The organism is Streptomyces sp. NPDC045022, from assembly GCF_056432605.1.
Genome location: NZ_JBWKIR010000032.1, coordinates 45,546 through 70,751 on the forward strand (window position 1 = coordinate 45,546; position 25,206 = coordinate 70,751).

At 69.4% G+C, this 25,206-nt stretch carries 18 protein-coding genes and 4 pseudogenes; 13 read left to right on the forward strand and 9 right to left on the reverse strand.

Annotated elements, in window-relative coordinates; translation table 11 throughout:
• The first annotated feature begins 27 nt into the window (after nucleotides 1-27).
• From AC07C1_RS35255 to AC07C1_RS35295, 9 genes and pseudogenes are all read left to right on the forward strand, one after another.
• Nucleotides 28-969 carry an ABC transporter ATP-binding protein gene (locus AC07C1_RS35255; protein WP_478945829.1) on the forward strand — a complete coding sequence of 314 codons (942 nt, stop codon included), beginning with the start codon at nucleotides 28-30 and terminating at the stop codon, nucleotides 967-969.
• A complete protein-coding gene (locus AC07C1_RS35260) occupies nucleotides 966-2,321 on the forward strand; it encodes an ABC transporter permease (RefSeq protein WP_478945831.1) in 1,356 nt (451 codons plus the stop codon). Before AC07C1_RS35255 ends, AC07C1_RS35260 begins: the two co-directional genes overlap by 4 nt.
• 4 nt (nucleotides 2,322-2,325) lie before the next feature.
• On the forward strand, nucleotides 2,326-5,082 hold the full coding sequence (locus AC07C1_RS35265; protein WP_478945833.1) for a bifunctional YncE family protein/alkaline phosphatase family protein: 2,757 nt from the start codon (nucleotides 2,326-2,328) through the stop codon (nucleotides 5,080-5,082).
• 367 nt (nucleotides 5,083-5,449) lie between these two features.
• Nucleotides 5,450-6,295 carry an RNA polymerase sigma factor SigF gene (locus tag AC07C1_RS35270; protein WP_478945835.1) on the forward strand — a complete coding sequence of 282 codons (846 nt, stop codon included), beginning with the start codon at nucleotides 5,450-5,452 and terminating at the stop codon, nucleotides 6,293-6,295.
• 201 nt (nucleotides 6,296-6,496) lie between these two features.
• Entirely contained in the window at nucleotides 6,497-6,979 is a 483-nt protein-coding gene (locus AC07C1_RS35275) for an ATP-binding protein (RefSeq protein WP_478945837.1), read from the forward strand.
• Nucleotides 6,980-7,278: 299 nt separating this feature from the next.
• On the forward strand, nucleotides 7,279-8,091 hold the full coding sequence (locus AC07C1_RS35280) for an alpha/beta fold hydrolase (RefSeq protein WP_478945866.1): 813 nt from the start codon (nucleotides 7,279-7,281) through the stop codon (nucleotides 8,089-8,091).
• Nucleotides 8,091-9,365 (forward strand): PP2C family protein-serine/threonine phosphatase, encoded by a 1,275-nt coding sequence (locus AC07C1_RS35285; protein WP_478945839.1) that lies wholly within the window; start codon nucleotides 8,091-8,093, stop codon nucleotides 9,363-9,365. The genes AC07C1_RS35280 and AC07C1_RS35285 overlap by 1 nt, the downstream gene beginning before the upstream one ends.
• Before the next feature lie 667 nt (nucleotides 9,366-10,032).
• Nucleotides 10,033-10,857 (forward strand): annotated as a pseudogene (locus AC07C1_RS35290) (PucR family transcriptional regulator); the annotation flags it as partial.
• A 119-nt stretch (nucleotides 10,858-10,976) separates the two neighbouring features.
• A complete protein-coding gene (locus AC07C1_RS35295) occupies nucleotides 10,977-11,150 on the forward strand; it encodes a hypothetical protein (protein ID WP_478945841.1) in 174 nt (57 codons plus the stop codon).
• Nucleotides 11,151-11,196: 46 nt separating this feature from the next.
• On the opposite strand, the gene AC07C1_RS35300 is transcribed toward AC07C1_RS35295, so the two are convergent.
• On the reverse strand, nucleotides 11,197-12,393 hold the full coding sequence (locus tag AC07C1_RS35300; RefSeq protein WP_478945842.1) for a hypothetical protein: 1,197 nt from the start codon (nucleotides 12,391-12,393) through the stop codon (nucleotides 11,197-11,199).
• Between the two features lie 768 nt (nucleotides 12,394-13,161).
• On the opposite strand from AC07C1_RS35300, the gene AC07C1_RS35305 reads away from it, so the two are divergent.
• From AC07C1_RS35305 to AC07C1_RS35315, 3 genes are all read left to right on the forward strand, one after another.
• Nucleotides 13,162-13,776, forward strand: a complete 615-nt coding sequence (locus AC07C1_RS35305; protein WP_478945844.1) for a lamin tail domain-containing protein — start codon at nucleotides 13,162-13,164, stop codon at nucleotides 13,774-13,776.
• Between the two features lie 1,223 nt (nucleotides 13,777-14,999).
• Nucleotides 15,000-15,830: an SDR family NAD(P)-dependent oxidoreductase gene (locus AC07C1_RS35310; protein ID WP_478945868.1), complete on the forward strand. Its 831-nt coding sequence runs from the start codon at nucleotides 15,000-15,002 to the stop codon at nucleotides 15,828-15,830.
• A gap of 14 nt (nucleotides 15,831-15,844) precedes the next feature.
• Nucleotides 15,845-16,075, forward strand: coding sequence for a hypothetical protein (locus AC07C1_RS35315; protein ID WP_478945846.1), 231 nt, complete (start codon nucleotides 15,845-15,847; stop codon nucleotides 16,073-16,075).
• A gap of 59 nt (nucleotides 16,076-16,134) precedes the next feature.
• On the opposite strand, the gene AC07C1_RS35320 is transcribed toward AC07C1_RS35315, so the two are convergent.
• From AC07C1_RS35320 to AC07C1_RS35350, 7 genes and pseudogenes are all read right to left on the reverse strand, one after another.
• Nucleotides 16,135-17,535 (reverse strand): Mucin-2, encoded by a 1,401-nt coding sequence (locus AC07C1_RS35320; protein WP_478945847.1) that lies wholly within the window; start codon nucleotides 17,533-17,535, stop codon nucleotides 16,135-16,137.
• 1,488 nt (nucleotides 17,536-19,023) lie between these two features.
• The gene (locus AC07C1_RS35325) at nucleotides 19,024-20,289 is read right to left on the reverse strand and encodes a phosphatase PAP2 family protein (protein WP_478945870.1); all 1,266 of its coding nucleotides are present in this window, start codon (nucleotides 20,287-20,289) and stop codon (nucleotides 19,024-19,026) included.
• Nucleotides 20,290-20,854: 565 nt separating this feature from the next.
• Nucleotides 20,855-21,825 (reverse strand): annotated as a pseudogene (locus AC07C1_RS35330) (aldehyde dehydrogenase family protein).
• Between the two features lie 198 nt (nucleotides 21,826-22,023).
• A pseudogene (locus AC07C1_RS35335) lies at nucleotides 22,024-22,423 on the reverse strand (ATP-binding protein); the annotation flags it as partial.
• 163 nt (nucleotides 22,424-22,586) lie between these two features.
• Nucleotides 22,587-22,760 carry a CsbD family protein gene (locus tag AC07C1_RS35340; protein ID WP_478945848.1) on the reverse strand — a complete coding sequence of 58 codons (174 nt, stop codon included), beginning with the start codon at nucleotides 22,758-22,760 and terminating at the stop codon, nucleotides 22,587-22,589.
• A gap of 440 nt (nucleotides 22,761-23,200) precedes the next feature.
• Entirely contained in the window at nucleotides 23,201-23,422 is a 222-nt protein-coding gene (locus AC07C1_RS35345; protein WP_478945850.1) for a hypothetical protein, read from the reverse strand.
• Nucleotides 23,423-23,527: 105 nt separating this feature from the next.
• Entirely contained in the window at nucleotides 23,528-23,857 is a 330-nt protein-coding gene (locus AC07C1_RS35350; RefSeq protein ID WP_478945852.1) for a hypothetical protein, read from the reverse strand.
• A 131-nt stretch (nucleotides 23,858-23,988) separates the two neighbouring features.
• Between AC07C1_RS35350 and AC07C1_RS35355 the strand changes: the two are divergent.
• Nucleotides 23,989-24,569 (forward strand): annotated as a pseudogene (locus AC07C1_RS35355) (transposase); the annotation flags it as partial.
• A gap of 69 nt (nucleotides 24,570-24,638) precedes the next feature.
• On the opposite strand, the gene AC07C1_RS35360 reads toward AC07C1_RS35355, so the two are convergent.
• Entirely contained in the window at nucleotides 24,639-25,073 is a 435-nt protein-coding gene (locus AC07C1_RS35360) for a VOC family protein (protein ID WP_478945854.1), read from the reverse strand.
• Nucleotides 25,074-25,206: the final 133 nt, after the last annotated feature.

The following is a 25,206-nucleotide window of genomic DNA, read 5'->3' on the forward strand; positions in this document are numbered from 1 at the left end:
TCCCTCGCGTTGCGAAAGAAGGGACCCATGGACAGACTCCTCGCAGTCCGGGCTCGCGGGATCACCAAGTGCTTCGGTGACGTCGTCGCACTCGACGGCATCGATCTGGACGTGACGCAGGGGCAGATCCACGGCCTGGCCGGACCGAACGGCGCCGGCAAGACCACATTGCTCGGCCTCCTGCTGGGCCTGGCCGCCGCCGACAGCGGCCGCCTGGAGATACTGGGTACACCGGTCGGACGGGCGCTCGCCGCTCCCGACGGTGTCTCCGGCTTCGTGGACGGCCCCGGCCTCTATCCCTCGCTCACCGCCAGGCAGAACCTCGCCGCGTTGGCTGCCCTCCGCGGCCCCGACGGGCGGACAACGAGGATCGACGACGTCCTCGAGCAGGTCGGCCTCACCGATGTCGCCGACGACCGGGCCCGTGGCTTCTCGCTCGGCATGCGTCAACGGCTCGGGCTCGCCGCCGCCCTGCTCACCAAGCCCCGGCTGCTCGTGCTCGACGAGCCTTCCAACGGACTCGACCCGGCCGGCAAGAAACATGTACACGGGGTCCTCAACCGGCTCGCGGCGGACGGAGCCAGCGTCGTGCTGTCGAGCCATCGCATGGACGACCTCGAGGCACTGTGCTCCGACGTCACCATCCTCGCCACCGGACGCGTCGTCTTCTCCGGCCCGTTGAGCAAGCTGGCCGCCGAGAACCGCGAACTGGACTACCGGCTGCTCACTTCCGACCCGCAGGCCGCCCGTCGGCTGGCTGCCGGCACGGCGGGGATCCGCGTCGCCGACGACGCCGGCGCACGGAGCGGCACCGAACTGCTCGTCGTGCGGGCGCTGGTGCCCGCCCTCGACGAACTGGTGGTGCGGCTCGTGCACGCGGGTGTCGCGGTGCGCGAACTGGCGCCCGTGGTGTCGCCGCTCGAAGCCGCGTTCCTCGCGCTCACCGAGCAGCAGGAGGCCGCTCGATGACCGCGACCATCGCTGACGACACGGCCGTCGGCGCCCGTCGTGTCTCGATACCACGCGGCTACCGCTTCGAACTGACCAAACTGGTCTCGCAATGGCGGATACGGCTGCTCGTCCTCGCCTGCTGGATCGCGCCGGCGCTCTTCGTCGCCGCGGTGAGCCGGCAGAGCACGCTCCCCGTCGACACCCTCTTCGGCCGCTGGATGCACGCCACGGGCTGGGCCGGACCGCTGGTGGTACTCGGCTTCGCGGGCACCTGGGCGCTCCCCCTGGTGACGTCGGTGGTCGCCGGCGACGTGTTCGCCTCCGAGGACCGGCTCGGCACCTGGCGCCATCTGCTCGTGGCCGTCCGGTCACCTCGACGGATCTTCGCGGCGAAGGCACTGGCCAGCCTCACCGTCATCCTGTTGCTCGTGGCCGGGCTGGCCTGTTCCAGCGCGGCCGGGGGAGTCGTGGCGGTCGGCAACCAGCCACTGGTAGGCCTCGACGGCCACCTGCTGGCGCCGGCGGACGCCGCGGGGAAGGTGCTGCTCGCCTGGGTCTGCGTACTCGCCCCGACCCTGGCCCTCGCCGCGATCGGGCTGCTCGGGTCGGTCATGCTGGGGCGGTCCCCGATGGGGCTGCTGCTGCCCGCGCTCGTCGCGCTCGCGATGCAGCTCGCCCAGATGCTGCCGCTCCCCGTCGCCGTACGCCTCGCCCTGCCCGGTTATGCCTTCATCGCCTGGAACAACCTGTTCACGGACCCGGCGCAGCTCGGTCCGCTACTGACCGGCATCGTGGTCAGCCTGGTGTGGGCGGTGACCGCGACAGCGCTGGCTTATCTGCTCTTCCTGCGGCGCGACTTCACCAACCCGAGCTACGACGGCTCCGGGCGCCGCGCGGTCACGGCCGGAGTCCTGCCGCTCGCCGGGATGGTCGCCGTGACGGTCGCGGCCGTCACCGCGACGACCGGGGCCACGGGCTCGGGCATCGCGCAGGACAAGGTGCAGCGCTCGGTCGCCACGGCATTCGCCCACCTCTATCGCCTGCAGACCAGTGAACTCAACCGCCCCGCCGTCACCGAAGCACAGCTGGCGGTCACGGCGACGTGCGACAAGGGCAGTGTCAAGGTCGCCGCCGAGGGGGCGGGCAACGACTGGCGCTGTGTCGTCTCCTGGCACCTGCCCGGCGTCGAGGCCACAGGGACGGCCATCTACCAGCTCGACGTCACCGCAGACGGTCGTTTCACGGCCGATGGCGACGGACCGAAGGAAGTGAACGGCTACTTCCTGGTCCGCACCCCGGCCGGGGACGCACCGAACCCGCTGTGGCAGTTCGACGGCAATGTCGAACTGCTCGCCACCTCGAAGGGATAACTCGATGCAGGTATCACGCCGCCGCCGGCGTGTCGAGAAGGACCGTTCCAGCCTTCTCGGTAGACACATCGGCCGCCGGATACCCCTGGTGACGGCAGCCATCACCGCTCTCGCCCTCGTCGCCACCGGCGCCGCTTTCGCCCAGACCCACCAGTTCGGCACCGACCAGGTCGGCCAGACGACCGATCGGGGCCAGGTCCTCTCCAGCGACCAGTACATCGCCCCGTACGGTGACCGACTCGTCATCGACAACGGCAAGATCATGTCGTCCTCCGTCAGCCCGGACGGCACCCACCTCGCGGCCTCGGTCACCGACGGTGGGAGTGCACTGGCCATCGTCGACCTGAAGAACTGGAAGGTGCAGCAGCTCGTCGGCACCTCCGCGTCGTCGAACCCGCGCATCAGCAGCAACTCCGTGGGCCAGGAAGGCCCCACCTACTCGCCCGACGGCTCGCAACTGTGGCTGGGCCAGACCGACGGCTACACCAGGTTCACCGTGAACGCGGACGGCAGCGTCGCCGACCCGACGTCTGTCACCATCCCCATGGACGGGCCCAAGCACGCGCTGGTGGGCGAGGTGGTGTTCGCGCCCGACGGCTCCACCGTGTACTCCGTGGTCAACGGCCAGAACCGGGTGGTCGCCATCGACGCGGCGACCGGGGCCGTCCGGCACAGCTGGACCGTGGGCAACGCCCCGCGCGGCCTGGTCAAGGTCGGCACCAAGCTCTACGTCAGCAACGAGGGCGGCCGTCCCGCGAAGCCCGGTGACACCACGATCAACTCCTACAACACGCAGGTGCCGGCCGACCCGGTGACCGCTGCCACCACCACCGGAACGGTCAGCGTCATCGACCTGGCGAACCCGGATGCCGCCGTCGCGGGCATCGACGTCGGTCTGCACCCGACCGCCCTGTACGCCAAGAACGGGGCGCTGTTCGTCACCAACACCGCCACCAATGACGTGTCGGTCATCGACACCGCCTCCGACAAGGTCGTACAGACCATCGCCACCCAGCCGTGGCCGGAGGCGTCGGTGGGCTACGAGCCCGACGCGGTGACGCTCACCGACGACGGCCACCTGCTGGTGACGCTCGGCCGCGCCGACGCGGTCGCCGTCTACCGCTACAAGACCCCGCAGGAACCGGTCAGTTACGTCGGCCTGCTCCCGACGGACTACTTCCCCGCCGAGGTCGCCACGGCCGGCAACCAGGTGCTGGTCTCCAACACCCGCGGTATCGACGCCCGCCGCCCCACCAGCAGCGCCGGGCACGCCACTCACGACACGACGTCGAGCGTGCAGCGGTTCACGCTGCCCGGTGACAGTGTCATCAGGTCAAAGACGGCCAAGGTCTTCAAGCAGAACGGCTGGAACTCCGGCTCGGTCAAGCTGTCCAAGGGCCGGAGCAGGGCGAAGCCGGTACCGGTCCCGCAGCGGCTCGGCGACCCCTCGACGATCAAGCACGTGTTCCTGCTCGTCAAGGAGAACCGGACCTACGACCAGGTCCTCGGTGACATCCCGCAGGGCAACGGCGACCCGTCGCTGACCCAGTTCGGCGAGAACGTGACGCCGAACCAGCACGCACTGGCCAAGCAGTTCGGGCTGTACGACAACACGTACGACATCGGCACGAACTCCGCCGAGGGGCACAACTGGCTGATGCAGGCCGACGACCCGGAGTACACCGAGTCCTCGGCCGGCGAGTACGCGCGCAGCTACGACACCGAGGACGACGCTCTCGGCCACCAGCGGACCGGCTTCATCTGGACCGGTGCGCAGGCGACGGGAAAGTCCGTGCGGGACTTCGGGGAGTTCCAGCAGTTCCTGACCAAGCCGTCGGGCGCGAGCTGGCAGAACCTCTACTGCGACTCCAAGAACATGGACGCGACGGGGCAGGACACCGCCTACCCCCTGAACTCGTCCTCGCCCATTCCGTCACTCAACGACGTGTCGGTGCACGGCTTCCCGAAGTTCGACACCAGCGTCCCGGACATCTACCGGTACGAGATCTGGAAGCGTGACTTCGAGAAGAACGGGCCGGCGAACCTGAACATGTTCTGGCTCTCCAGCGACCACACCGGTGGTCCGGCGAACGCCGCCGCTCAGGTCGCGGACAACGACCTCGCGACCGGCAGGATCGTGGACGAGATATCGCACAGCAAGTACTGGAAGGACTCGGCGATCTTCGTCGTCGAGGACGACTCCCAGGCCGGCCTCGACCACGTCGACGGTCACCGCGCCCCGATCCAGATCATCAGCCCCTGGGCGCAGCGCGACACGGTCGACAGCCACTACTACACGCAGATCACGATGATCCGGACCATCGAGCAGATCCTCGGGATCCCCCCGATGAACCAGAAGGACAGCGCGGCGAGCCCGATGCGTGGGGCGTTCACCCGCCACGCGGACTACACCCCGTTCAAGGCGCTGCCCAACCGGACCTCGCTGACCGACGGTCTGAAGACCCCGCCGGCCTGCGGCCTGGACACCCCGGCGCGGCAGAACCCCAGTGCGGCGGCCGTGCCGTCGGCGCAGGTGCCGGCGGACAAGCAGGCACTCGCGGCGAAGTGGGAGAAGTGGAAGTCGAAGCAGCGGCTGACCGGGCCGAACGCCGTGCCCGACTTCGCGAACCCCGCGCAGATGAACCACTTGACGTGGTACGAGACGCACGAGTGGAAGAAGCCGTACCCCGGCGAGCACAAGATCTTCGCGCCGGAGGACGTGCCGGGCGCCTACCTCCCGTCGCCGGAATCCGACGGCTGACACAGGCCGACCGCCCCCAGGGGACCCTGTCCGGCGTCGAGGGCTGAGGCCGCTGCGGCATGCGTGAGCCCTCCCGAGCTTGTCGGGAGGGCTCACGCCGGGCTCTGTTCCGAACCCTCGGTCGGCCGGGTAGCACCGCACGTGTTCGGTATGCCACAGGGGCTGACCGAAATGCCAGAATCCACCCGGTTGGGTTAGCGGTATGCGGCGGCCACGTCGGATTGATGCCCGGGCCGGTGCCCCGATCAGTCCCTGCTCGCTGCCACCAGGTGCCAGGCGTGTACGGCGGATGCGGGGGTAGACGCACCATCGTCGGTTGCTTTCAGGCAAGGTATGGGCGGCCGGCCGGCTACTGGAGGGAAGCATCATGTCTGTCACGAGCACGCGGACGGCGGACGCGGCCATAGCCGAGCTGCCGGAGGTCGCCGATCCCTCCAAGGTGGCTCCGAAGGACGCGCGCGGGCTGTCCAGGGTGTTCTTCGACCAGTTGACGCATCTGGAGGAGGGCACGCCGGAGTATCAGTACGCGCGTCACACGCTGATCGAGATGAACATGTCCCTGGTCCGCTTCGCGGCCGGCCGGTTCCGCAGCCGCGGGCCGGAGGAGATGGAGGACATCGTCCAGGTCGGCATGATCGGCCTGATCAAGGCCATCGACCGGTTCGAGCTGTCCCGCGAGGTCGAGTTCACCTCCTTCGCGATCCCCTACATCGTCGGCGAGATCAAGCGCTTCTTCCGTGACACGTCCTGGGCCGTGCACGTACCCCGGCGTCTGCAGGAGGCCCGCGTCCAGCTCGCCCGCGCCACCGAGGAACTGCGCAGCCGGCTGGGCCGCACGCCCACCACCAAGGAACTGTCGGAGTTGATGTGCCTGTCCGAGGAAGAGGTCGTCGAGGCGCGGCTGGCGTCCAACGGCTACAACTCCTCCTCCCTGGATGCCGCGATCGGGGGCAGCGAGGACGGCGAGAGCGCGCTCGCGGACTTCATCGGCGCCGACGATGCCGCGCTGGAGCTGGTCGAGGACTTCCATGCCCTGGCGCCGCTGATCGCCGGCCTCGACGAGCGGGACCGGCAGATCATCCACATGCGGTTCGTCGATGAACTCACCCAGGCCCAGATCGGCGAACGCCTCGGCGTCTCGCAGATGCACGTCTCGCGGCTGCTGTCGCGCACGCTCGCCCGTCTCCGCGAGGGCATGCTCACCACCCGCTGACCTGCGCGTACGCGTCCGGGCCCGTCGTGTCTGCGGCGGGCCCGGACGCGTCTGGCGTCACCGCCTGCCGGCCGGTGTCGCCGTCGGCGGTCGGAACCCGAAGGAGCTGAGGGACGGCGCCCCGTCGATGGTAGGCGGGCAGGATGCGTGGTACCCGGTGGGTGACCAGAAGTTGTGAATGGGGTAAGAAGGGCTGACCGCATGCACCAGGGACCTGATGAGAGTGAGTGTCGCGGGGGAACGGGCGCTGGTCCGGCAGAGACCACGATCGCTCTGGACGATGAGGGAAGCTGCATCGCTGACGCCCGCCATCTGGCGGCCTCCTTCCTCGCGCAGATGCAGTCCAGGTACGGGTTCGCTGCTGCCCGGCGGGCGGCGGACCTCACGCAGCTCGTGGTCAGCGAACTTGTCACCAATGCTCGGAAGTACGCCCCGGGCCCCATCCGGCTGCGGCTGCGCATCGCCGACGAGGCGGTGGAGGTAGCCGTCTGGGACAACGCCCCGGCCCTGCCGGCCGTACGGGCCGCCGACCCGGAGCGGGTGGGCCAGCACGGTCTGGAGATCGTCAAAGCCATCACGCAGAAGCTCACCATCCAGCGGGAATCGGTCGGGAAACGGATCACCGCCTTGATCTCCCTGCGGCCCGTACGTCCGCACGGCTCGCTCGCCCACCCCGCGCGGTAACTCCGGCACAGCCGCCAGCTTGACGTGGGTCCGCCGGCAGACGCCGCGCGGCGCCGCGATGCAGCCGTCCGGGCCGGCGGCGAAGCGGCCACCCCGAAGCGCGGGGATCATGATTCACCTCCTCGCTCTTACCCTGCCCCTTCCCCTGCCTCTGCCTCTGCCCCGACGGATGCAGCGCCGGACCGCGCGCGCCGTCCGGACCCTGCGACGGCACGGGGACCGCCGTGCACAGGGCTGCCGCGACCCGGGGCCGCAGCGGCAGAAGCGGCTTCGCAGGGGGTGGTGGGAGGATGGCGGGTATGGAGGTGCGCCGCAGGAATCACGTGACGGTGACCGGCCGCGAAGACGGGCCGGTGGTGATGCTGTCCCACGGGTTCGGGTGCGACCAGAACATGTGGCGCCTGGTGGCGCCGACACTGGAGCAGGACTTCCGGGTGGTCACGTTCGATCACGTGGGCGCCGGCCGCTCGGACCTCTCGGCGTGGAGCGAAGAGCGGTACGCCTCGCTGGACGGCTACGCGCAGGACGTGCTGGAGATCTGCCGGGATCTGGACCTGGCCCCGGCGGTCTTCGTGGGGCACTCCGTGAGCGCCATGATCGGTGTGCTGGCCGCCCGCGCCGAGCCGCAGCGTTTTGCGGGACTGGTCCTGCTCACGCCCTCGCCCTGCTACATCGACGATCCGGCGGCCGGCTACCGGGGCGGGTTCAGCGCTGAGGACATCGACGAATTGCTGGAGTCGCTCGAGTCGAACTATCTGGGCTGGTCGGCGGCGATGGCGCCGGTCATCATGGGCAACCCGGAGCGTCCGGAGCTGGGCCAGGAGCTGACCAACAGCTTCTGCCGCACCGACCCGAGGATCGCTCGTGTCTTCGCCCACACCACGTTCCTCTCCGACAACCGGGCCGATCTCGCCTCGGTGACCGTGCCGACCCTGATCGCGCAGTGCTCGAACGACGCGATCGCCCCACCGGAAGTGGGCGCGTTCGTGCACGCGCAGATCGCCGGCAGCGAGCTGGTCACCCTCACCGCCACCGGGCACTGCCCGCAGCTGAGCGCACCCGAGGCCACCTCGGCGGCCATCGCCGCGTTCGCGTCCGAAGTGGGCCGGTGATGCGCATCACCGGCGACGGCCGCGACCTCGGTCCGGACGCGGAAGGAGACCTGGACGCGGAAGGAGAGCCGGACGACGAGCGCGTCCGGCTCGCCGCGCTGCTGGAGGAAACCACCGAAGACCTCTACGAGAACGCGCCCTGCGGCTACCTCTCCACCCTGCTGGACGGACAGATCGCCAAGGTCAACGCAACCTTGCTGAACTGGCTCGGCTACCAGCGCGACGACCTGGTCGGACGCAAGCGGTTCGCCGACCTGCTCACGGTGGGCGGCAAGCTGTACCACGAGACGCACTTCGCCCCGCTGCTGCGCATGCAGGGCGAGATCAGCGGCATCGCCCTGGAACTCAAAGCCGCGGACGGCAGCCGGCTCCAGGTCCTGGTGACCTCCACCGTCAAGACCGGCAGCAACGGCGAGCCGCTGCTGATCCGCACCACCGTCTTCGACGCTCGCGACCGCCGCGCCTACGAGACCGAGCTGCTCCGCGCCCGGCAGGAAGCCGACCAGGAACGTGATCGCCTGCAACGCCTGGCGACCACGCTGCAGAAAACGCTGCTGCCGCCCGTCCTGGAGAGCGTCCCCGGCCTGACCGTGGCATCGCACTACCACATCGCGTCGGTCGACGAGGTCGGCGGCGACTTCTACGATCTGTTCCCCCTCACCAAAGGCACCTGGGGAATGTTCCTGGGCGACGTGTGCGGCAAGGGAGCCGCCGCGGCAGCGGTCACCTCCCTCGTCCGCTACACCCTGCGGGCCGCTGCCGTCTACGATCCCGACCCGGCGGCGGTACTCGCCAATCTGAACACCGTGCTCAATCACGAGTACACCGGTCCCGACCCGCGATTCTGCACGGTCATCTTCGGCCTGCTCACGCCCCGTGACGGCGGGTGCCGGATCGTTCTGGCCAGCGGCGGGCACCCCCCGGCACTGCTGATGCGCTCGGACGGCAGCGTCGACTACCTGCCCACCCCCGGCGGCCAGCTCATCGGCGTCCTGCCCGACGCCCATATCGCCACCACCACCGTCCACCTCGCCCCCGGCGACACCCTCGTCCTCTACACCGACGGCCTCACCGAAGCCCATACCAACCAATTCGGCGGACGCTACGGCGACGAGGCACTCCTGGACTTCGCCCAGGCCCTGGCCCCCACGACCGCGACAGCCGCCATCGACGCACTGAGCAGCCTGCTGGATGCCCTGGGTACCGGCGTGGACGACGACACCGCGGTCCTCGCCATCAGCGTGCCGCAAGGAACCAGTGAAGAGCATCAGTGAGCGACCGAATTTCCGAAACGACCAGGTCCTCGTCCTCACCCGTGCCAGGGCGTGTCTCACCTCGCAAAATCCATGCAGCGTCGCGCGTTGACTCTGGCAGCCTGCGGTCCGGAGCGAACAGAGTTTGTGCTGACACTGGAGTGGTGATCAAGAATCGCGAGCCGGGCACATGCTCACCGGAGCTTGCGGACAGGCACGCGAGGCGCTGACATGGCGACGGACGCGAGGCAGCGCTCGGCGTTGCGTTCGTGACCGCGGCGCAGGCGTCGGCAGGCGCCATGCCGGCTTGGACGGCACCTCAGCTCGCTGAGTCCTCGGCGCCTTGTGTCCGAGCCATGAGGACGCCCGAGCGTCGCCTTCAGGGCGGGAGGGGAGCAAGGGACGCCGATGAAACCCCCAGCGCGGTGGGCGCCTCCCCGAGCACGGCGATCGCGAGGGGCGGACCGGTGAACGGTGGGCGGGACCGGTGAACGCGAGCGCAGGACCGGTTGCCGCGCGGGCGGGACCGGTGATTCTGCCGGTGCCTCCAGGCCCGTTCAACGTCGACAGTGGCACCGCCAGCCCAGCGGCGGCGCCCGTCGGCCGTTGCACGCCCGCGCGTGCGACACGTGTGCCACGGGCGGCTCGCCACGACAGAGAGGATGAGCCGTCGTGCAGCACGGGCGGCGTCCTGGTGCACGTGGCGGCCGACGTGTGGCACTTCGTCGACGAGCACTGCACGCTCGTTGCCGACGCCTACCGGCGGACGGAACGGCAACTCGTCTGGCGGCGCGAGAACCGGGCGCGGCTGCTGGCCGGCGCCCTGCTCGACGGCACCGGCCGGATAGCCGAACTGCCCGAGACCGCGCAGGTACTCGGACTGCCGGAGCAGGGACGGTACGTCGTGATCGCGACCGCCGTCTCCGCCGCGGCCGGACGGCCCGCCGATGGTGGTCGCGGTCGTGCTCTGCTGCCCCCGGTCGCGAGGGTGTACTGGCACACGGGAGCGAAGACGGACTACGGCATCCTGCTGACCGAGGACGGCCGCATCCCGGTGCCGGGCGAACCGGCGCCGGGCCTGCGCGTCGGTATCGGCAGTGCTGTCGACGGCCTGGCCGCGGTCGGCGAGGCCCGCCGGCTGGCGGACACCGCCCTGCGCCTGTGCCCCGGCCCCGGCGGCACGGTGTGGCTGACCGACCACCTCCCCGAGGCGCTCGTGGCCTCCTGTCCCGAACTCGCCGCCCTGCTCACGGAGCGCGCCTTCGGGCCGCTCGGGCAGCTGGAACCCGCCGACGCCGAGGTCCTGGTGGACACCCTGGCCGCCTGGATCGTCTGCGACGGCTCCGCCCAGCGGGCCGGGAAACGCCTGTTCTGCCACCGCAACACCGTGCTGAACCGCCTGCGCCGCTATGAGCAGTTGACCGGCCGCTCCCTGTCCCGCCCCGCCGACCTGATCGAAACCGCTCTGGCCCTGACCGCCCGCCGTCTCCTCCCCGGTGGGACGACTTCCTGATGGCCGCCCTGGCTGGTCGTTTCCTCTCCGGCCGGACGAGACTTCGACGGATCACCGCCTCTTGCCCGTCCGGCGCAGCCCGGACCAACCCCCTGACCGCTGGGACCCGCAATCCCCACTTGCTGTCGACGGGAGGGCTCGGCGGCCTCGGCTCCGTCGCCGGGGCCGCCGCGAGCGCCGTCCGCGTCACCGCCCTGCCCCTGCGGCTGGCCCGTGACACGGACCAGCTGCCCCTGGTGGCCGCTCCCCGCTCCGCAGACGGCACGGTCGGCCTGACGGCACGGTCGGCCTGACGGCACGGTCGGCCTGACCGAGGCCGGTAGCGCCCGGGGCGGCTGGTCAGGCGCTGTCGGGCCAGGGGAACCCGAGTTCCTCGGCGCGCTCACGGCTGCCGCCGCACACGCGACCGTAGGACTTCGGGTCCTCCTCGGCCAGCCGCCGCAAGGCAGCGGCTGCCCGCGCCTCGGGTGGGGAGCCGTCGTCAGGGATGGCCCAGCGGAACTGGAGGGGGCTATCGGCTCGTTCCGGTCTCCCGGACGCCAGCCCCGGCACGTACCAGAAAGTCACCACGGTGGTGTCCGGGTCGTCGTAGCCGCTGCTGATCCAGCCCCGTCCGGCGTCCCACTGGCTCAACAGTTCCGGCTTCTCGATCAGTTTCGCCTTGATCAGGCGGGCCACAGTGCGGGCCGGCCAGGACCAGGAGCGGTCGTTCTCCGCCCGGGCGATTTCCGTGTCGTAGGCGAAGGCGTCGAATCGGTAGGCGGGCAGCGCGGCTGCGGGTTCGCGGGAACCCGGCGTGGTCTGCGGCCGCCGCCAGTTCTCCCACACCACCTGGTCCGCGTCTCGCCGGATGGTGACGTAGAGCGCGCCACAGCAGTCCTCAGTGCACCAAGCCTCAGCGAGTTGCACTTCGTGTGGCTCCACTTCGGCCCGGAGCCGGCCGTCGTCCAGCAGGTACTCGGGGCTGTGGGCGGGCCCGCGGCCGAAGACCGTCGGGACCACCGGACGGTCATCGACCAGAATGCGGGTCTCGACGGGTCCCCGGTCCGCTGGGTCGCCGGCCACCACGTCGATGCGCAGCCGGCCGGGCGGCGTCGAGTACGTGAACGGCTGCCGTACGGTGCGGCGGACCCAGTCGGCTCGGTGCCGCTGGTCCGTCTCGCTTGCGCCGCCGCCCGCTGCCGCCCATCGTGGCTCGGCCAGCAGCCGTCCGAGCGATTCCAGCAGTGCCGCGCGCTGTCCGGGCGGCCAGTCCAGCAGCAGGCCGGTGCCGGTGCTCAGGTCCAGGGCGAGCGAGAGCAGCATGGCGGCGTTGTCGAGGGTGGGCGGCAGCAGGCAGGCTCGCATGACGACGCTCTCGTACACGCTGAGCGCGTCGCGGTAAGCCAGGAGGTCGGCCGGGTCGTCGCGCGAGCACCCCATTCTGACGAGCAGCGTGCCCGCCCGGGCGAGCAAGTCCGTGTCGGAGGGGTGGTGGTCGAGCAGGTTCGCCAGCCGGGAGACCTCCGCGATTCGGTGGGCGACCGCGCTGCTCACGAAGCGGGATGAGACAGGAGACGCGACCAGCTCCGTGCGCACGGCCTGCCGGTCTCCTGTCCGCACGGCGTGGACGAGCGGCTGTAGTTCGTCGCGGCGGGCGCGGACCGCGAGTCACACGACGGCAGCGGACTGGCGGTCGAGATTGTCGAGAGCGTCGACCGCCGGCTACAGAGCGGGCCGGAGGATGAGCGCGTTGCGCTCTTCCTGGGCGCTCACCAGGCGGGGTGGGACTCGATTCCGTGGGTCATGTGCGCAGCTTGCCAGCCGGTTCGCATGGTGTCGAAGGATTTATCGGATCCAAGGCCGCGGCATGCAGTGGGACCGCTGGCGAACCACCGAGGCCCGGCGGCCCAGTCACTCACCCTCGCCCGCCATCTGCCGGGCGCAGTGGTTCGTTACTCACTTTCGGGTGAACGCTCTCGTGCTGGTAGGACGGCGGGTGCCGGCAGATTGTTGCCTGAGGCCCGTATTTCAAAGGGGATGAACTGCCCGATAGCCCCCAACACATCACATCTAGGACATAGATGGTCGCTGCAGGCGAAAGTCACAGAAATGTGCCGGTTTTGTAATGCGCTTCGCAGTTCCCTCACAACGCGGGGCGTGGGCTGCAGGGTGTGGGTGTGCGGCCGACCGGCCTCACACCAGTACAACGTAACCCTGCTGGCCTGCGGTTCTGATGCCGTGGTCGGCTGGGTGCGCGCACCCGTGAAGGGGGACCTCGTGTCCGTTTCTTCTTCCGTCCGTCGCCTGACCGCCGTTGCCGCTGTGGCTGCTGCTGTCGTGGGCGCGGCGGCGCTGCCGGCCGCGGCCGCAGACCACGACCACGGCCGTTCGCACGGTGAGAGCGTATTCATCAGCGGCGTGCAGCACGACTACCAGGGCCGGGGGGACCGTTCCAACCGCTCGCTGAACAAGGAGTGGGTGGACATCACCAACGGTTCGCGTCGGGTGGTGAACCTGGACGGCTGGACCGTGTCCGGCGAGAACGGCACCACCTACACCTTCCGCCACGTGTGGCTGGACCGCCGTGCGACCGTACGCGTCCACACCGGCATCGGCCGGGACACCGAGAGTGACCTCTACCAGGACCGGCGTGCGTACGCGTGGGACAACAACGCCGACACCGCGACCCTGCGCGACGACCACGGCCGCTTCGTCGACGCCGCGTCCTGGGGCCGCCACTACCGCCACGGCGGCGACTACCGCCACGGCGGCGACTACCGCCACGGCGGCGACTACCGCCACGACGGCGACTACCGCCACGACGGCGACTACCGCCACGGCGGCGACCGTAACCGCGATGGCGACTACCGCCATGGCGACGACCGTCACCACGCCGGCGACCGCATTGGCGAGCACAGTGGCGGACACCGCCACTGACCCCGCAGCCGACGTAGGCGACGCCAGCCTGTGAGCCGGCGTCCGGCAGGTGGGCCACCCCCGCACGGAGGTGGCCCACCTCTTCACATACTGAGCCCGCGTGCGCCGGCGAGACAGGTCGCCGACTGCGACGACGTGGCTGTCTGTCTTCCGGTCGCAGATGATTCGTTTGGGCTCCGACTGAGATCTTCCTACCGGTACCTACCGCTGACGGCGACGGCACCGAGCCCAGCCGGGCAGTTGGCTATGGCGTGTTCATAACCTGTCGCGGTGCGCTTGATCGCTCCGTCACCGCATGCGACGGTGACCTGAACGTCCCTGCGGCTGCCGTTGCAGTACAGCAGGCCTCGACCGTGACCGTACTTGTAGTCCACCCACATACTGCAACCCGGAGGGGTGGCCGCGGCGACGGAAGCCGTGGGGGAGGCCGGCCCCGAGGACACGGAGGCTGCCTGTGCGGGCACGGCCATGGAGCCGAAGGCGACCGCAGTGCCGAGCGCGGCGGTGGTGAAGGCATGACGAAGGCGCATAAGAGTCCTCCCGGTTGGATTGAGCGCCCCTCCGGCTTTCTGAGCAGGAGCGGCTGCTGAGACAGAGCCTGTCGTCAGTCGGTCGGCTGAGCGCCTCCAGGCTGATGCGCTGTGGTCTCTCGCTGACCGTGGTGACGGTTCGGCCCGCCAGACCCAAAGACTGCTGACCACTGACGGGCTGAGGCAACGGCCGGCGGCTGTCCCGGACAGGTGGTGGCCATCCGGGCTGGTCAGAGCGCTGGCCGGACGCGTCCCGGACAGCCGAACGCTCGTAGGCGGCCGCTATGAGGCGCCGAAGCGGAACCGCCGGACTCACGAGAACCACCTGGCGGCTATGGCTGGGCGCGCCTGACCAACTCGCCAGTTGACCCGAGAGACTGTGACCTCATTCACCAGGGTGCAGGGCCGTAACGGACCGAAGTGGGTATCCGACCAGCGCGTGAAGGCCTGACCGGGAAGTCGCCCGCCCGCCTGATCACCGCCAGTTCCGGGCGGCGTGGATCTTCAGCGGCGGTTACGCGAGCCAAGAGCGATCTACGCCGGTGACGTACCGGCGGGCACAGGAGCGCGGGAGTCGCGGTGGCGCAACTCCTGGAAGCTGGCCGGAAGTGGTCAGCGGTGGATCAGTGAGTTCTAGTCTCGGCTTCGCTGGATGATCTCGATTGATGATCTCGATGAAGGGACTTGACTGCGGTGGTGGACAAGAGGGTTGTCGTCGTGACCGGTGGAGGTACGGGCATCGGGGAGGCCACGGCCCGGCTGCTGTGCGAGGGGGGCCACCAGGTGGTCGTCGCGGGTCGGCGGGCCGAGCCCTTGCGGCGTCTGGAGCGGGAGATCGGGGCGCTGGCTCACGTGTGTGATGTGGGGGACCCCGACGCGGTCGAGGGGCTCGTCGAAGGGGCCCTGGCCGCGCACGGACGACTCGACGGGCTCGTGCTGAACGCGGGCATCGGTCGGGGTGGGGCGGTGGGGGACATGTCGCTGCAGGACTGGGACGAGGTGATGCGCACGAATGTCACCGGGCCGCTTCTGCTGCTGCGGGCGGCGATACCGCACCTGCTGGAATCCAGGGGCTCCGTGGTCGCCGTCGCTTCGGTGTCCGCACTGCGCAACGGAACCGGCAATGCACCGTACGCGATCTCCAAGGCGGCCCTGCTCCAGCTGTGCCGTTCCGTCGCCGTCGATTACGGGCGTCAGGGGGTGCGGGCCAACATCGTATGCCCCGGCTGGGTACGCACGGAGATGGCTGACCGGCGCATGGCCCGCTTCGCCGAGGAGGCGGATCTGCCGGGTGGGGGTGTGGAGGCCGCCTATGCGGAGGCGACCAGGTTGCTGCCCTTGGGGCGGCCCGGCGAGCCGCGCGAGATCGCGGAGGCGATCGGATGGCTGCTGTCCCCGGCGGCGTCGTACGTCAACGGCGCGGTGCTCACGGCCGACGGCGGGGCGACGGCCGTCGACCCCGGGACGCTCGCGTTCGATTTCCACATCGCGCCCCGCGGCGCCGACGGAACACGGGAGTCCTGACGTAAACGCTCGTCGTGCCGTACGAAAACGTCAACGTCCGCAAGCTGCCCACCAGTAAGAGCGCCTACCTGGCCACGCTCACCGCGGGCAGGCCCTACCAGGCGTACTGCTGGACCCACGGCGAGACGATCACCGACCACGGTTACACCAACGACACCTGGATCGGGTTCGCGGACGGCTACAGCAGCGCCGCGTACTTCAAGGGCGACGAATACGCCAACCTGCCGGTCTCGGCACAGTGCTGACGACCGCGGCGGAACAAGGGAGATAAAGGGAGGGGCGGGTCGCAGGCGGGCACCCGTCGTCATGCGGGCACCCCGGCCTCGTCCATGACCGTGGCCATCTCCACCGGGGGAAGGGCCGGGTTGGCACCCGCGCTGGAGGCCAGTTCTGGCAGGGCGAGGACCTCGAGGAGCCGGGGAAGCGGAAGGCGCGGGTCGCGGGTCGCCGCCTGGCGCGTCCAGAGGTCCGGATCGTGACTGAGCCGCTCGATGAGATCGGGGCCGGCGGCGGGGTCGCGGACTGCCAGCTGTTGGTAGCTTCCGTCCGGATGGTCCGCGAAGCGGGCGGCGAGCCCCTCGCGGGGGAAACGGGGATGGCCGGTCGCCATCCAGGCGGAGAACGTCCCGCCGAGCCGTGCGTACACGCTCATCAGCACCTCCTCCGGGGTGTCGGGGTGATGTATGGCCAGGTGGGTGCGCACTACGACGTCCGCTGTCCGGGCCAGAAGCCGCAGGAGATCGGGTGGCAGATGGGGGCTTCGGGCGGCGGCGCGGCGCAGCAGTGGATGGGGGGAGGTCGCGGCTCGGTGCAGTACGTCCTGATCGGCGATGCCGGTCGCCACCCAGTCCACGTCCACCCATGCGTACGGGGCCGGGGCCACTGTGAAGTCGATCGCGGTGCGTCGGGCTTCGGTCAGCTCGGGCCGGAGGGAGACGGCGAGCCGTACCTCGTCGTCGGGGCCGACGGCGAGACGGTCCACGAGGTCGGCCGGCAGGGACGGATTACCGGCGAGTTCGACCAGGTGGACGCCCTCGGCGAGGAACCGCTCGGCGTCCGCGCGATCGAGCAGCCCCCGGCGCAGCACGTCGGGCAGGGCGGCGGAGTCGCGGAGGAGCGCCGCCGTGGACCGTGCGTCGTGAGGACACGCGCACAGCGCGGCAGACCGCCGTACCTCGGGGTCAGGGTCATTGAGCAGGGTGGTGCGTCCGTCCGGCGCCAGTTGGTCCCAGACGCGCAGGGCGGCACGTCGTGCGGCCGGATCTGGATGCCGGGCCAGGGAGGCGAGGAAGGACGGCGCCACGTGGCGCGAGTACAACAGCGCGTTCCGTACGGAAGGTCCGGGGTCTTCCAGGAGACGCCGGCACACGGCGTCCGGCAGCGGACAGACCTTCGCCCGGTGATCGTGGCTCCACTCGGGTCCTGTTGCGACGGCGGCCCGCACCGTGGCGGAGGGGTCGTTCGCGAGCCGGGCCCGCTGCTCGGCAGCCGCCTGGCCGCTCGTCGCGAAGTGGACCCGCGCGTCCAGGACCGGGTGGGTGAGGACAGCGGCCACGGCCTGCTCGAGCAGTCCCGGCCGGTGGAGGGCTTGGAAGGGCGGGCCGTGGCCCCCGCCGTCGAAGGCGATCAGTCGCAACAGCAGCGGTGTGGGAAGGGCCGGGTTGGCGGCGACTCCGTCCAGTGCGGAGGAGTAGAAGGCGACCATGTCTTAGCTCTCCGACCCGTCCCTTTGCGTATAGCCCCTTCGGGTTCCTACGCGGCATCGGCCTTTCGGGCCGACGCGCCGTCATCCTGCCACGAACCCAGACGGCCGGGTGTGGCTCATGCCCCGCAACTCCTGCCGGAAGCGATCTCTGCGGACCAGATGCAGATCATGGCAAGGTCGCCGGCGTCATGGGTCTGCTCTGGGCCGGCGGCTGTCACCGGCGTGAAAAGGCGCCAATCTGAGGTGCCTTCAGTCGTGCATCGTGCGCGGCGGTAGCCGCTGTGGCACCGTGGAGTGAGGCTTGGTCCGCCGCCTTCCCCCGTGGCGGCGGACCAAGCCTTATCGCGTGTGCCGCGCCCTGCCGGCGCGGAGGGCCTGCCGTAGACCGGGTGACTGAGGACGGCCCGCGGCACGCAGGTGCCGTGGATCAGCGCACGTATGTGTCGCACAGGGCACGTGCCCCAGCCGGTGCGGCGGGCTGACGGGCCAGGGCACACACGGTTCGCATGTCGTAGGTGGCCCTCGGGCGCGAGCTGCGCGGCCGGGAGGGTGGCGGGAGCTGGATGCGGTGGCGGCCGGACGGGGGAGCGGTGTGCGGGGCGGTGTCACCCGGCGCGGCGGTGCGGGGCGTACCGCCGTTCGCGGCCGCACCGGTGCCTGGGCGCGCGTCCACGGGTGCCGTGCGGGACTCGAGTAACGGTGGCGGGGGCCTTGATGGTGGCGGCCGTGCCGCTTCGGCTTCCGACTGGGGCGAGTGTCGACAAGGGGGCTGCGGGCGGAGGCCTGGCTCGCGAAGGGGACGGGAGAGTGCGTACGGGCGGCGGCGGCCTCCACACGCGGGGACGCGGTCGGCGACGCTGACGCAGCCTGCGGTGGACAACAACGTCGCCAGCGCGGAAAGACGGAGGAACAGGTGACGCATCCCCCCCAGGGGGGCGGCTCGCCGGACGGCGTCGGGCCCGCCTCGCGGATGATCACCGGCACGAGTGACGATTCGGGCATGGGGGTGATCTCGTCGAACATCCGGCCGTGCGGCCGCACGGCGCGGAGTTGGGTAGGAAGGAAGAACTTCCCACCCTCGAACGCGGCGCGGCGCGGCGCAGGCTCTGGCGCTGGTGGTCCCGAACGTGGCGCCGGGGGCCGCCGACACCAGCTCCTGGACGCATCACTGGTCGGACCGGGCCTACAGGTGCCTATCCGTCTGCGGGGCCGCAACGGCTGGAAGTCGGTGACGGGGAGCAGCCCCCACCCCACCGGCGGTTCCCGCCGCGCTCGGCCGCGCCGAGCTTCCGCTCCCCGTTCTCGACCGCCAGCCTGTACCTGCCGTAGGCGGCGAACGCTTCGGCCGGCGCGTCAGCCCCCACCCCCCTGCGCCCGCCCCGAGGCCGATCGCCGCGGCCAGGCGCACCCCATCCCTGAGGTCCGGTCCCTGCGGCAGCCCTTCAGCGGCCAGGACCGCCGCCCACACCAGATGACGGGAAAGACGATTCAAACCAATTCGGGTTGCGGTTCCGGTTGCAGCGCTGGTGCGACCTTCGGTTCCCACAGGTTGGTGGTCCGTACGTAGCCGTAGACCACTGAGGTCATCGCCAGAATGAGAAGTGGTCCGAACACCCACGGATGTCCGGCCATTTCAACCGGCAGATAGCGATATGACACCAGGAGCGCGGCGAAGACCGTCGCGCCGTAGCCGACCAGCTGGATTCCTGCCCGGTCCCAGCCGCGTTCGAGGGAGCGCAGCGCTGCCTCGATCGTGAACGTGAACACCACGCCGGCGACGAGATCCACGCCGTAGTGGTACCCGAAGCCCAGCGTCGCGCCGAGCGTGGCAACCAGCCAGAACGCGGCTCCGAATTGCAGTGTCCGTGGGCCCTTGCGGGAGTGAATGAAGATTGCGGTAGCCCATGCGGTGTGCAGGCTGGGCATGCAGTTGCGGGGGGTGATCTCGTCGTATGACATCGGGTGCGGCGCGTTGATCGGCGGCGGCGTGTGCGGCCACAGGTTGGCCACGGCCCAGTGCAGGCCGCCGGTGCCGGAGGCGCCCGGGCCGTAGGCGAAGACCGGCCCGACCACCGGGAAGAGCATGTAGATGCCCGGCCCGAGGAGGCCGATCACCAGAAAGGTGCGCACCAGGTGATGGCGGGGGAATCGGCGCTCGGCCGCCACGTTGCGCAGCTGGTAAGCCGTGACGATGACCGCGGCCACCGCAAGCTGAATGTAGACGTAGTCGAGGACATGGGTGCCGATCGGACCGCTGGCCGCGACTGCCCGGCCTACCAGCCACGACGGGTTGCCCAGCGCATGATCGGCGGTTGCCACGTACTGGTCGAGCACCGCCGGACGGGTCTTCGATGTGATGAGTAGCCAGGTGTCGCCGGTCTTGCGGCCGGCCACCAGCAACAGGCCCAGCCCGACGCCCTTCAACAGCAGGACACGTTCCTGGCCGGTGCGGCGTGTGACAGCGATGACCGCACAGCCCAAGATCACCCACAACGCGCCGTTGCCGAACATCATCTTGGCGTCGACCGCCCACCGCACCAGAAAGAAGACGACGTCGATGCCGATCGCGAAAGCTGCCGCGATGAGCCGTTGCCGCCAGGTGAGCACCACCATCATCAGCGCCATGCTGGCGTACAGCAGCGGCCCCGACTTAGGGGCGAACACCACCTCTCGCACCTGATTGGTGATCGGCCCCGGCTCGCCGTAGTGACGTGCGGCAATCTCCAGTGTGATGAGAAACCCAAGGGCCACCACACCCACCGTGGCCCACAGTATCGCCCGTGGTTGACGCCACGCGGCGAACTCAATTCTGCGATTTATTCGCGAAAACACCCGCGATGCTGTAGATGTCAATTTTTTGGCCGATTTGCTAGATGTTGGACAAATAGGTTACTCATCGGGCTGAATGGCATGGTTTTCTGATGAAGGGCGGTGGGTCAATCGTCCTGAGTCTCGAACATGTTATCGGAGCAGTGCAGATGGGTTTCGCTGGTCACGGGTGGTCCGACGGTCGGTCGAGCCTGCGCCCCATGGTCGGCGTCCCGGGGACGGCCATGAAACTTTACGGTGTGCCGGCATATCGCCAACACACCGCGCGACCTGCGCCGTCAGTCGCCGTGTCCTGCCCTTCTGGTCATACGCGCTGACCCGGTATGCCGATCGACCCCTCGGCGCCCCCTGCACGACAGTTCCGGCCCACGCTCTGCACCTACGGCTTCCCCATGTCATCCGCGCCCAGGGGTCATCCCAAATGGTGAGTCGGCGGTGGTGCGGGAGTAAGTCACCCCCGCCTGTTGCCGCGTGAATCACTCAAGAACCTTCAACCATGGGCGCGGCATGCATGCGGATATGGCAGGTTTGCGTGCATATTTCCATCCCGTCGCCACCGCTGAACGTGCCGACGTCCGGGCCCTTCTGTGGGCGCATGCCCTCCCGGGGCAGGCCGTCCCTGGTCGTCAGAGGGTGATGAAGGGTGAGTGCTCGATGAGCAGGAGCTTGCGCAGCGACGAGCGGATGCGTGACAGAACTCGGCGACGTGGCGATGCAGGTGCGGACATGGCTCCCCCAGCGGTAAGGTACGCCTAGTTGCGTACCTCGTCGTTGAACTGGGCATGATGGGGCTGGGGTGCGTGAGTTGACCGCGCCGGATTACCGGGTCCCGGGGCTGTCGCCGGATGTGATCGCTGAACTCGTCGCTGAGGTGGGGCGGTTGTGGCACGAGCAGCATCAGGCTCGGCTGACGGCTCGGCCGCGGCGGCGTGCTGTGGGAGCCGGCCCCGACGTCCCTGCCCCGCACGAAGAGATTGGTGTAGACCCCGGTCGGCACACCCGCATGCGTGAACAGCCGCTCGAGTGCCAGTGCGGACTCGGGGCAACTGCTCGCGTGCTTGAGCAGGATCGTGTTGCCGAGGACGAGGTTCGGACCCGCGAATCGGACCACCTGGTACAACGGGAGGTTCCAGGGCATCACACCGAGAAGGACGCCGAGCGGCTCGTTCCCAGCACGGCCGTGCCCTCGGGCACCAGCAGGGATTGCTCTTCCAGCAGCTCGGGTCCGTGCTCGCCGTAGTGGGTGAGGATGTCGGACGCGAGGTCGACCTCTGCACGGCTCGAGTTGATCAGCTTGCCGACTTCAAGGGTCAGCAGCCGCGCCAGTTCCTCCTTGCGCTCCCTCATGAGCCGGCCGGCGCGTTGCACGAGGGCCCCACGGTCGGCCGTCGACCGGGCACGCCAGTCCGGAAAGCTACGGTGCGCCGCGTCGATCGCGCGCCCTACGTCCTCCGCGCTCAGCGCCGGGAACTCCCGAACCCTTCACCGGTGTACGGATTGACCGTGGCGATGGGGCTTCCCTGGGCAGTGACATTGGCGTCCATGGCGCCTCCCTGGGGACGCGGCACCCCACGCCCGGACCTGCTCACACCTGCTGATGTCGGCGTACTCGTGTGAGTGCACCACTGAGTACGAAGTTGTGTGCATCACTTCTCGGACCACGTCGGTGTCCCGCTCGACGGCCTGGAAGGGGTTCTTGAGCCGGTAGCTGTTGCCGTTGATCGAGACGACCTCGCAGTGTCTTGTTCGAGGTCAGGATGACCGAGCCCTTCTCGCAGCGCTTGCGAATGACCCTGGAAGACCAGTTCGCCTCGGCCCGTTCCAGGGGCTGGTAGCCCACTTCGCCGACCACCACGACGCTCGGCCGGAGGCAGCTGGTGAGCTTGCCGGTCAGTCGGTCCTGGTCCTCGGCGGCTTTGAGGTGGCGGACCATGTCGTCGAGGCTAATGAAGTAGATCGAGTAGCCGACCCGGCAGGCCGCGACGGCCAGGACGACAGCGATGTGTGTCTTGCCGACCCCGGGCGGCCCGAGCAGAGCAACGTCGGCCCTGTCCTCGACGGGGACGCCGATCTGGCAGTTCTCCGTCCGCCCGGCGGTGCCGGAGTACTGCCGCTGCACCCCGGCCGACCGCTCCCGACCAGCAGCTCCAGCAGATCGCCACTGAAGCGCTCAAGGACGTGTATTTGGAGGACAGCGGCCGCCGCGCAGGCGGCGCCAGAGGTCAGCGCTTGAACATGTCCTTGATTTTCTCCTTGGCCTGGCGTGCATCGCCCTTGGACTTTTCCGCTTGGCCCTTGACGACCATCGGGTCATCGACGGCGGCTCGTCCCGTGGCCCTCTTGAGCTTCCCCTTGGCCTGCTCGACCTTGGCCCTGGCCTTCTCACCAGCCGACATGGCAGACACGCCTCCTGCAGTGATTACCTATCCGTCCGGCTTCTTCCGGATAAGTCGCCTATGCCCGTCATTGCCCCTCATAAACAGGGCTATGGCAGCGCGCCCGGAACAACTCCCATGCGGGCACAGTGTGGCTGCACCGCTGGGAGAACGGTGCAGCCGGGCGGGTGGTCCCGCAGGATCCGCGCAATCCGCGGGCTTGGCGGGCGCCGCGGGGAATGGGGCTCGCCGCCCCGCCCGTCCAGCGGCTGTTGGCCAGGCGCTGGGGTGCGCAGCCATCTTCAGCTTCCAGCCGCTGCCGTGCTGGGAGTGCTCGGTCGACCGCCCTTGCGAGCGTTTCACCTGGGGCCCATCGTTTGGATCATCGGTAGTAGGACAAAGCTGCTGGCTGGAGTGACGATCGCGGTGTGCGCGGTGGCGCGAAGGACTTCCGCAATGGCTCACTGGAGCAGTGCGATGTGGGGATGGTCCGGGGATGCCGGGCACACGTGAAGTTGCAGGTTGTTGCCGCCGGTTATGTCGATCAAGGTGAAGTTGCCGTCCTGGGCGCCCAGGGGAGGCGGGGCCGGGGTCGTCCGTTCCTCCGCGGCGATCCATGTCCCGCTGCCGCCGTCCCATTCCGAGGAGGCGATGGTGAAAGCGGGACCGCCGCGGTGTCGCACTCGGGGCAGGACCGGTCGACGGGGTCGGTGGGGCTCCAGCGGGTCCCGCCGCCGGTCTTCCAGCCGGGGGCGGTTGTTCAGGTAGAGCTCGCCCGGATCGTACGCCTACGCGTTGTACTGCGCGGGGTCGATCGTCTCCCAGCGGCTCCTGTCGTCCAGCGGGTCCCGAAGCTCCTTGTCAAGCTCCAGGGGGTTGGGGAACTCGGTGACCTGCTCCGGTGAGAACAGGCACGGCTCCGGGAGGTAGTGGCCGTCCTGGACGATCGGCGGCTCGGGCGGTGCGTCGAGGACGTCGGTGACGGTGGCGGAGGCGCGCCAGAAGAGCGCGGTCTTGGGGTGTGCCATCGAGTGGTCGAAGGGGCACCACAGAACCTGGAGGAGGTCCGCGCCGGACGGGCACGGGAAGGGGATGTCGCGGGCGTACAGCTGGGCCACGGGCAGGAGGGGGATGGGGCCGTCGAACCACGGGCGGCCCGCTTTGATCCGCTCCAGGGTCTCCAGGTCCTCGGGGGCCCACTCGGGTGCCCCGGGTCGAGGCGCAGCCGCTCGGCGGCGGCGCGGTTGCGGTGACGCTGCGGCAGCTCGCCCCGCTGTTCGGGGGTGTCGAAGTCGGCCGCCAACCGCATCATCGGCCACCTCGGACCGTCGCTTGCGCTTCAGCCGCGTCAGCGGGTCCGTAAGGACGCCGTGCTGATCGTCGACGGCACCCTAGTGCCCATGCGGGAACATGCGGTTGCCGAGCAGTCGAAGAACTACCGGTACTCGACCAACCACCAGGTCGTCATCGACGCCGATACCCGACTCGTCGTCGCCGTCGGCCGACCGGTCCCGGGCAACCGGAACGATCGCAAGGCGTGGGAACTTTCCGGTGCGAAGGCCGCCGTCGGCCGGGCCACGGTCGTCGCGGACGGCGGCTATCGGGTCACCGGCCTGCTCATCCCGCACCGCCGTGAACGCGGCCAGACCGAACTGCCAGCTTGGAAAGAGGAGGACAACACCTCCCACCGCAGTCCGGGCCCGCGTCGAGCACGCCTTCGCGCGGATGAAGGCATGGAAGATCCTTCGTGACTGCCGTCTGAAAGGCGACGGCGTTCACACCGCCATGCTCGGCATCGCCCGGCTGCACAACCTTGCCCTCACGGGGTAACTCCCGCCGCACACGAGACCAGAGAGGCCCAGGGGAGACGGCTCCGCGCCTCCTCGGCTCGGTGAATGCTCAGTCGATACAGAATTCGTTGCCTTCAATGTCCAGCATTGGGATGCACGACTCGTTTTCCTCATCGGCATACAGCGTTTGCACGTGGGTGGCGCCGAGTGCGACCAGTCGTGCGCACTCGGCTTCGAGTGTGGCGAGGCGCTCGTCCCCCACGAGCCCGGTGCCGACCCGGACGTCGAGATGCACCCGGTTCTTGACGGTCTTGCCTTCGGGGACGCGCTGGAAGTACAGGCGCGGGCCCACGCCTGAGGGATCACTGCAGGCGAACCATGAACCCCGCTCCTCAGAAGGGAGGGTGCGGTTGAAATCGTCCCAGGTGGCGAACCCCTCCGGTGGAGGCGGTATGACATACCCCAACACCTCGCACCAGAAACGAGCGAGGCGCTCAGGTTCTGCGCAGTCAAAGGTGACCTGGAACTTCTTGATCGCTGACATCGGTGCACCGTACCAAGGGGACTTGGGACTCTACCGCTCATTTCCCCCCAGGCGGATCCGCCCGCCACCCGTCGCGGTGGGTCACCTTGGACACCAGGTGACCAGACCGGACAGTCCGCGAGATCGACGCGAC

Excerpts from the sequence above, each read along its gene's own strand:
- AC07C1_RS35255 (WP_478945829.1), top strand. The coding sequence starts at position 28 with ATGGACAGACTCCTCGCAGTCCGGGCTCGCGGGATCACCAAGTGCTTC.
- AC07C1_RS35260 (WP_478945831.1), top strand. The coding sequence starts at position 966 with ATGACCGCGACCATCGCTGACGACACGGCCGTCGGCGCCCGTCGTGTC.
- AC07C1_RS35265 (WP_478945833.1), top strand. The coding sequence starts at position 2,326 with ATGCAGGTATCACGCCGCCGCCGGCGTGTCGAGAAGGACCGTTCCAGC.
- AC07C1_RS35270 (WP_478945835.1), top strand. The coding sequence starts at position 5,450 with ATGTCTGTCACGAGCACGCGGACGGCGGACGCGGCCATAGCCGAGCTG.
- AC07C1_RS35275 (WP_478945837.1), top strand. The coding sequence starts at position 6,497 with ATGCACCAGGGACCTGATGAGAGTGAGTGTCGCGGGGGAACGGGCGCT.
- AC07C1_RS35280 (WP_478945866.1), top strand. The coding sequence starts at position 7,279 with ATGGAGGTGCGCCGCAGGAATCACGTGACGGTGACCGGCCGCGAAGAC.
- AC07C1_RS35285 (WP_478945839.1), top strand. The coding sequence starts at position 8,091 with ATGCGCATCACCGGCGACGGCCGCGACCTCGGTCCGGACGCGGAAGGA.
- AC07C1_RS35320 (WP_478945847.1), bottom strand. The coding sequence starts at position 17,535 with ATGGTCGCCTTCTACTCCTCCGCACTGGACGGAGTCGCCGCCAACCCG.
- AC07C1_RS35340 (WP_478945848.1), bottom strand. The coding sequence starts at position 22,760 with ATGTCGGCTGGTGAGAAGGCCAGGGCCAAGGTCGAGCAGGCCAAGGGG.
- AC07C1_RS35360 (WP_478945854.1), bottom strand. The coding sequence starts at position 25,073 with ATGTCAGCGATCAAGAAGTTCCAGGTCACCTTTGACTGCGCAGAACCT.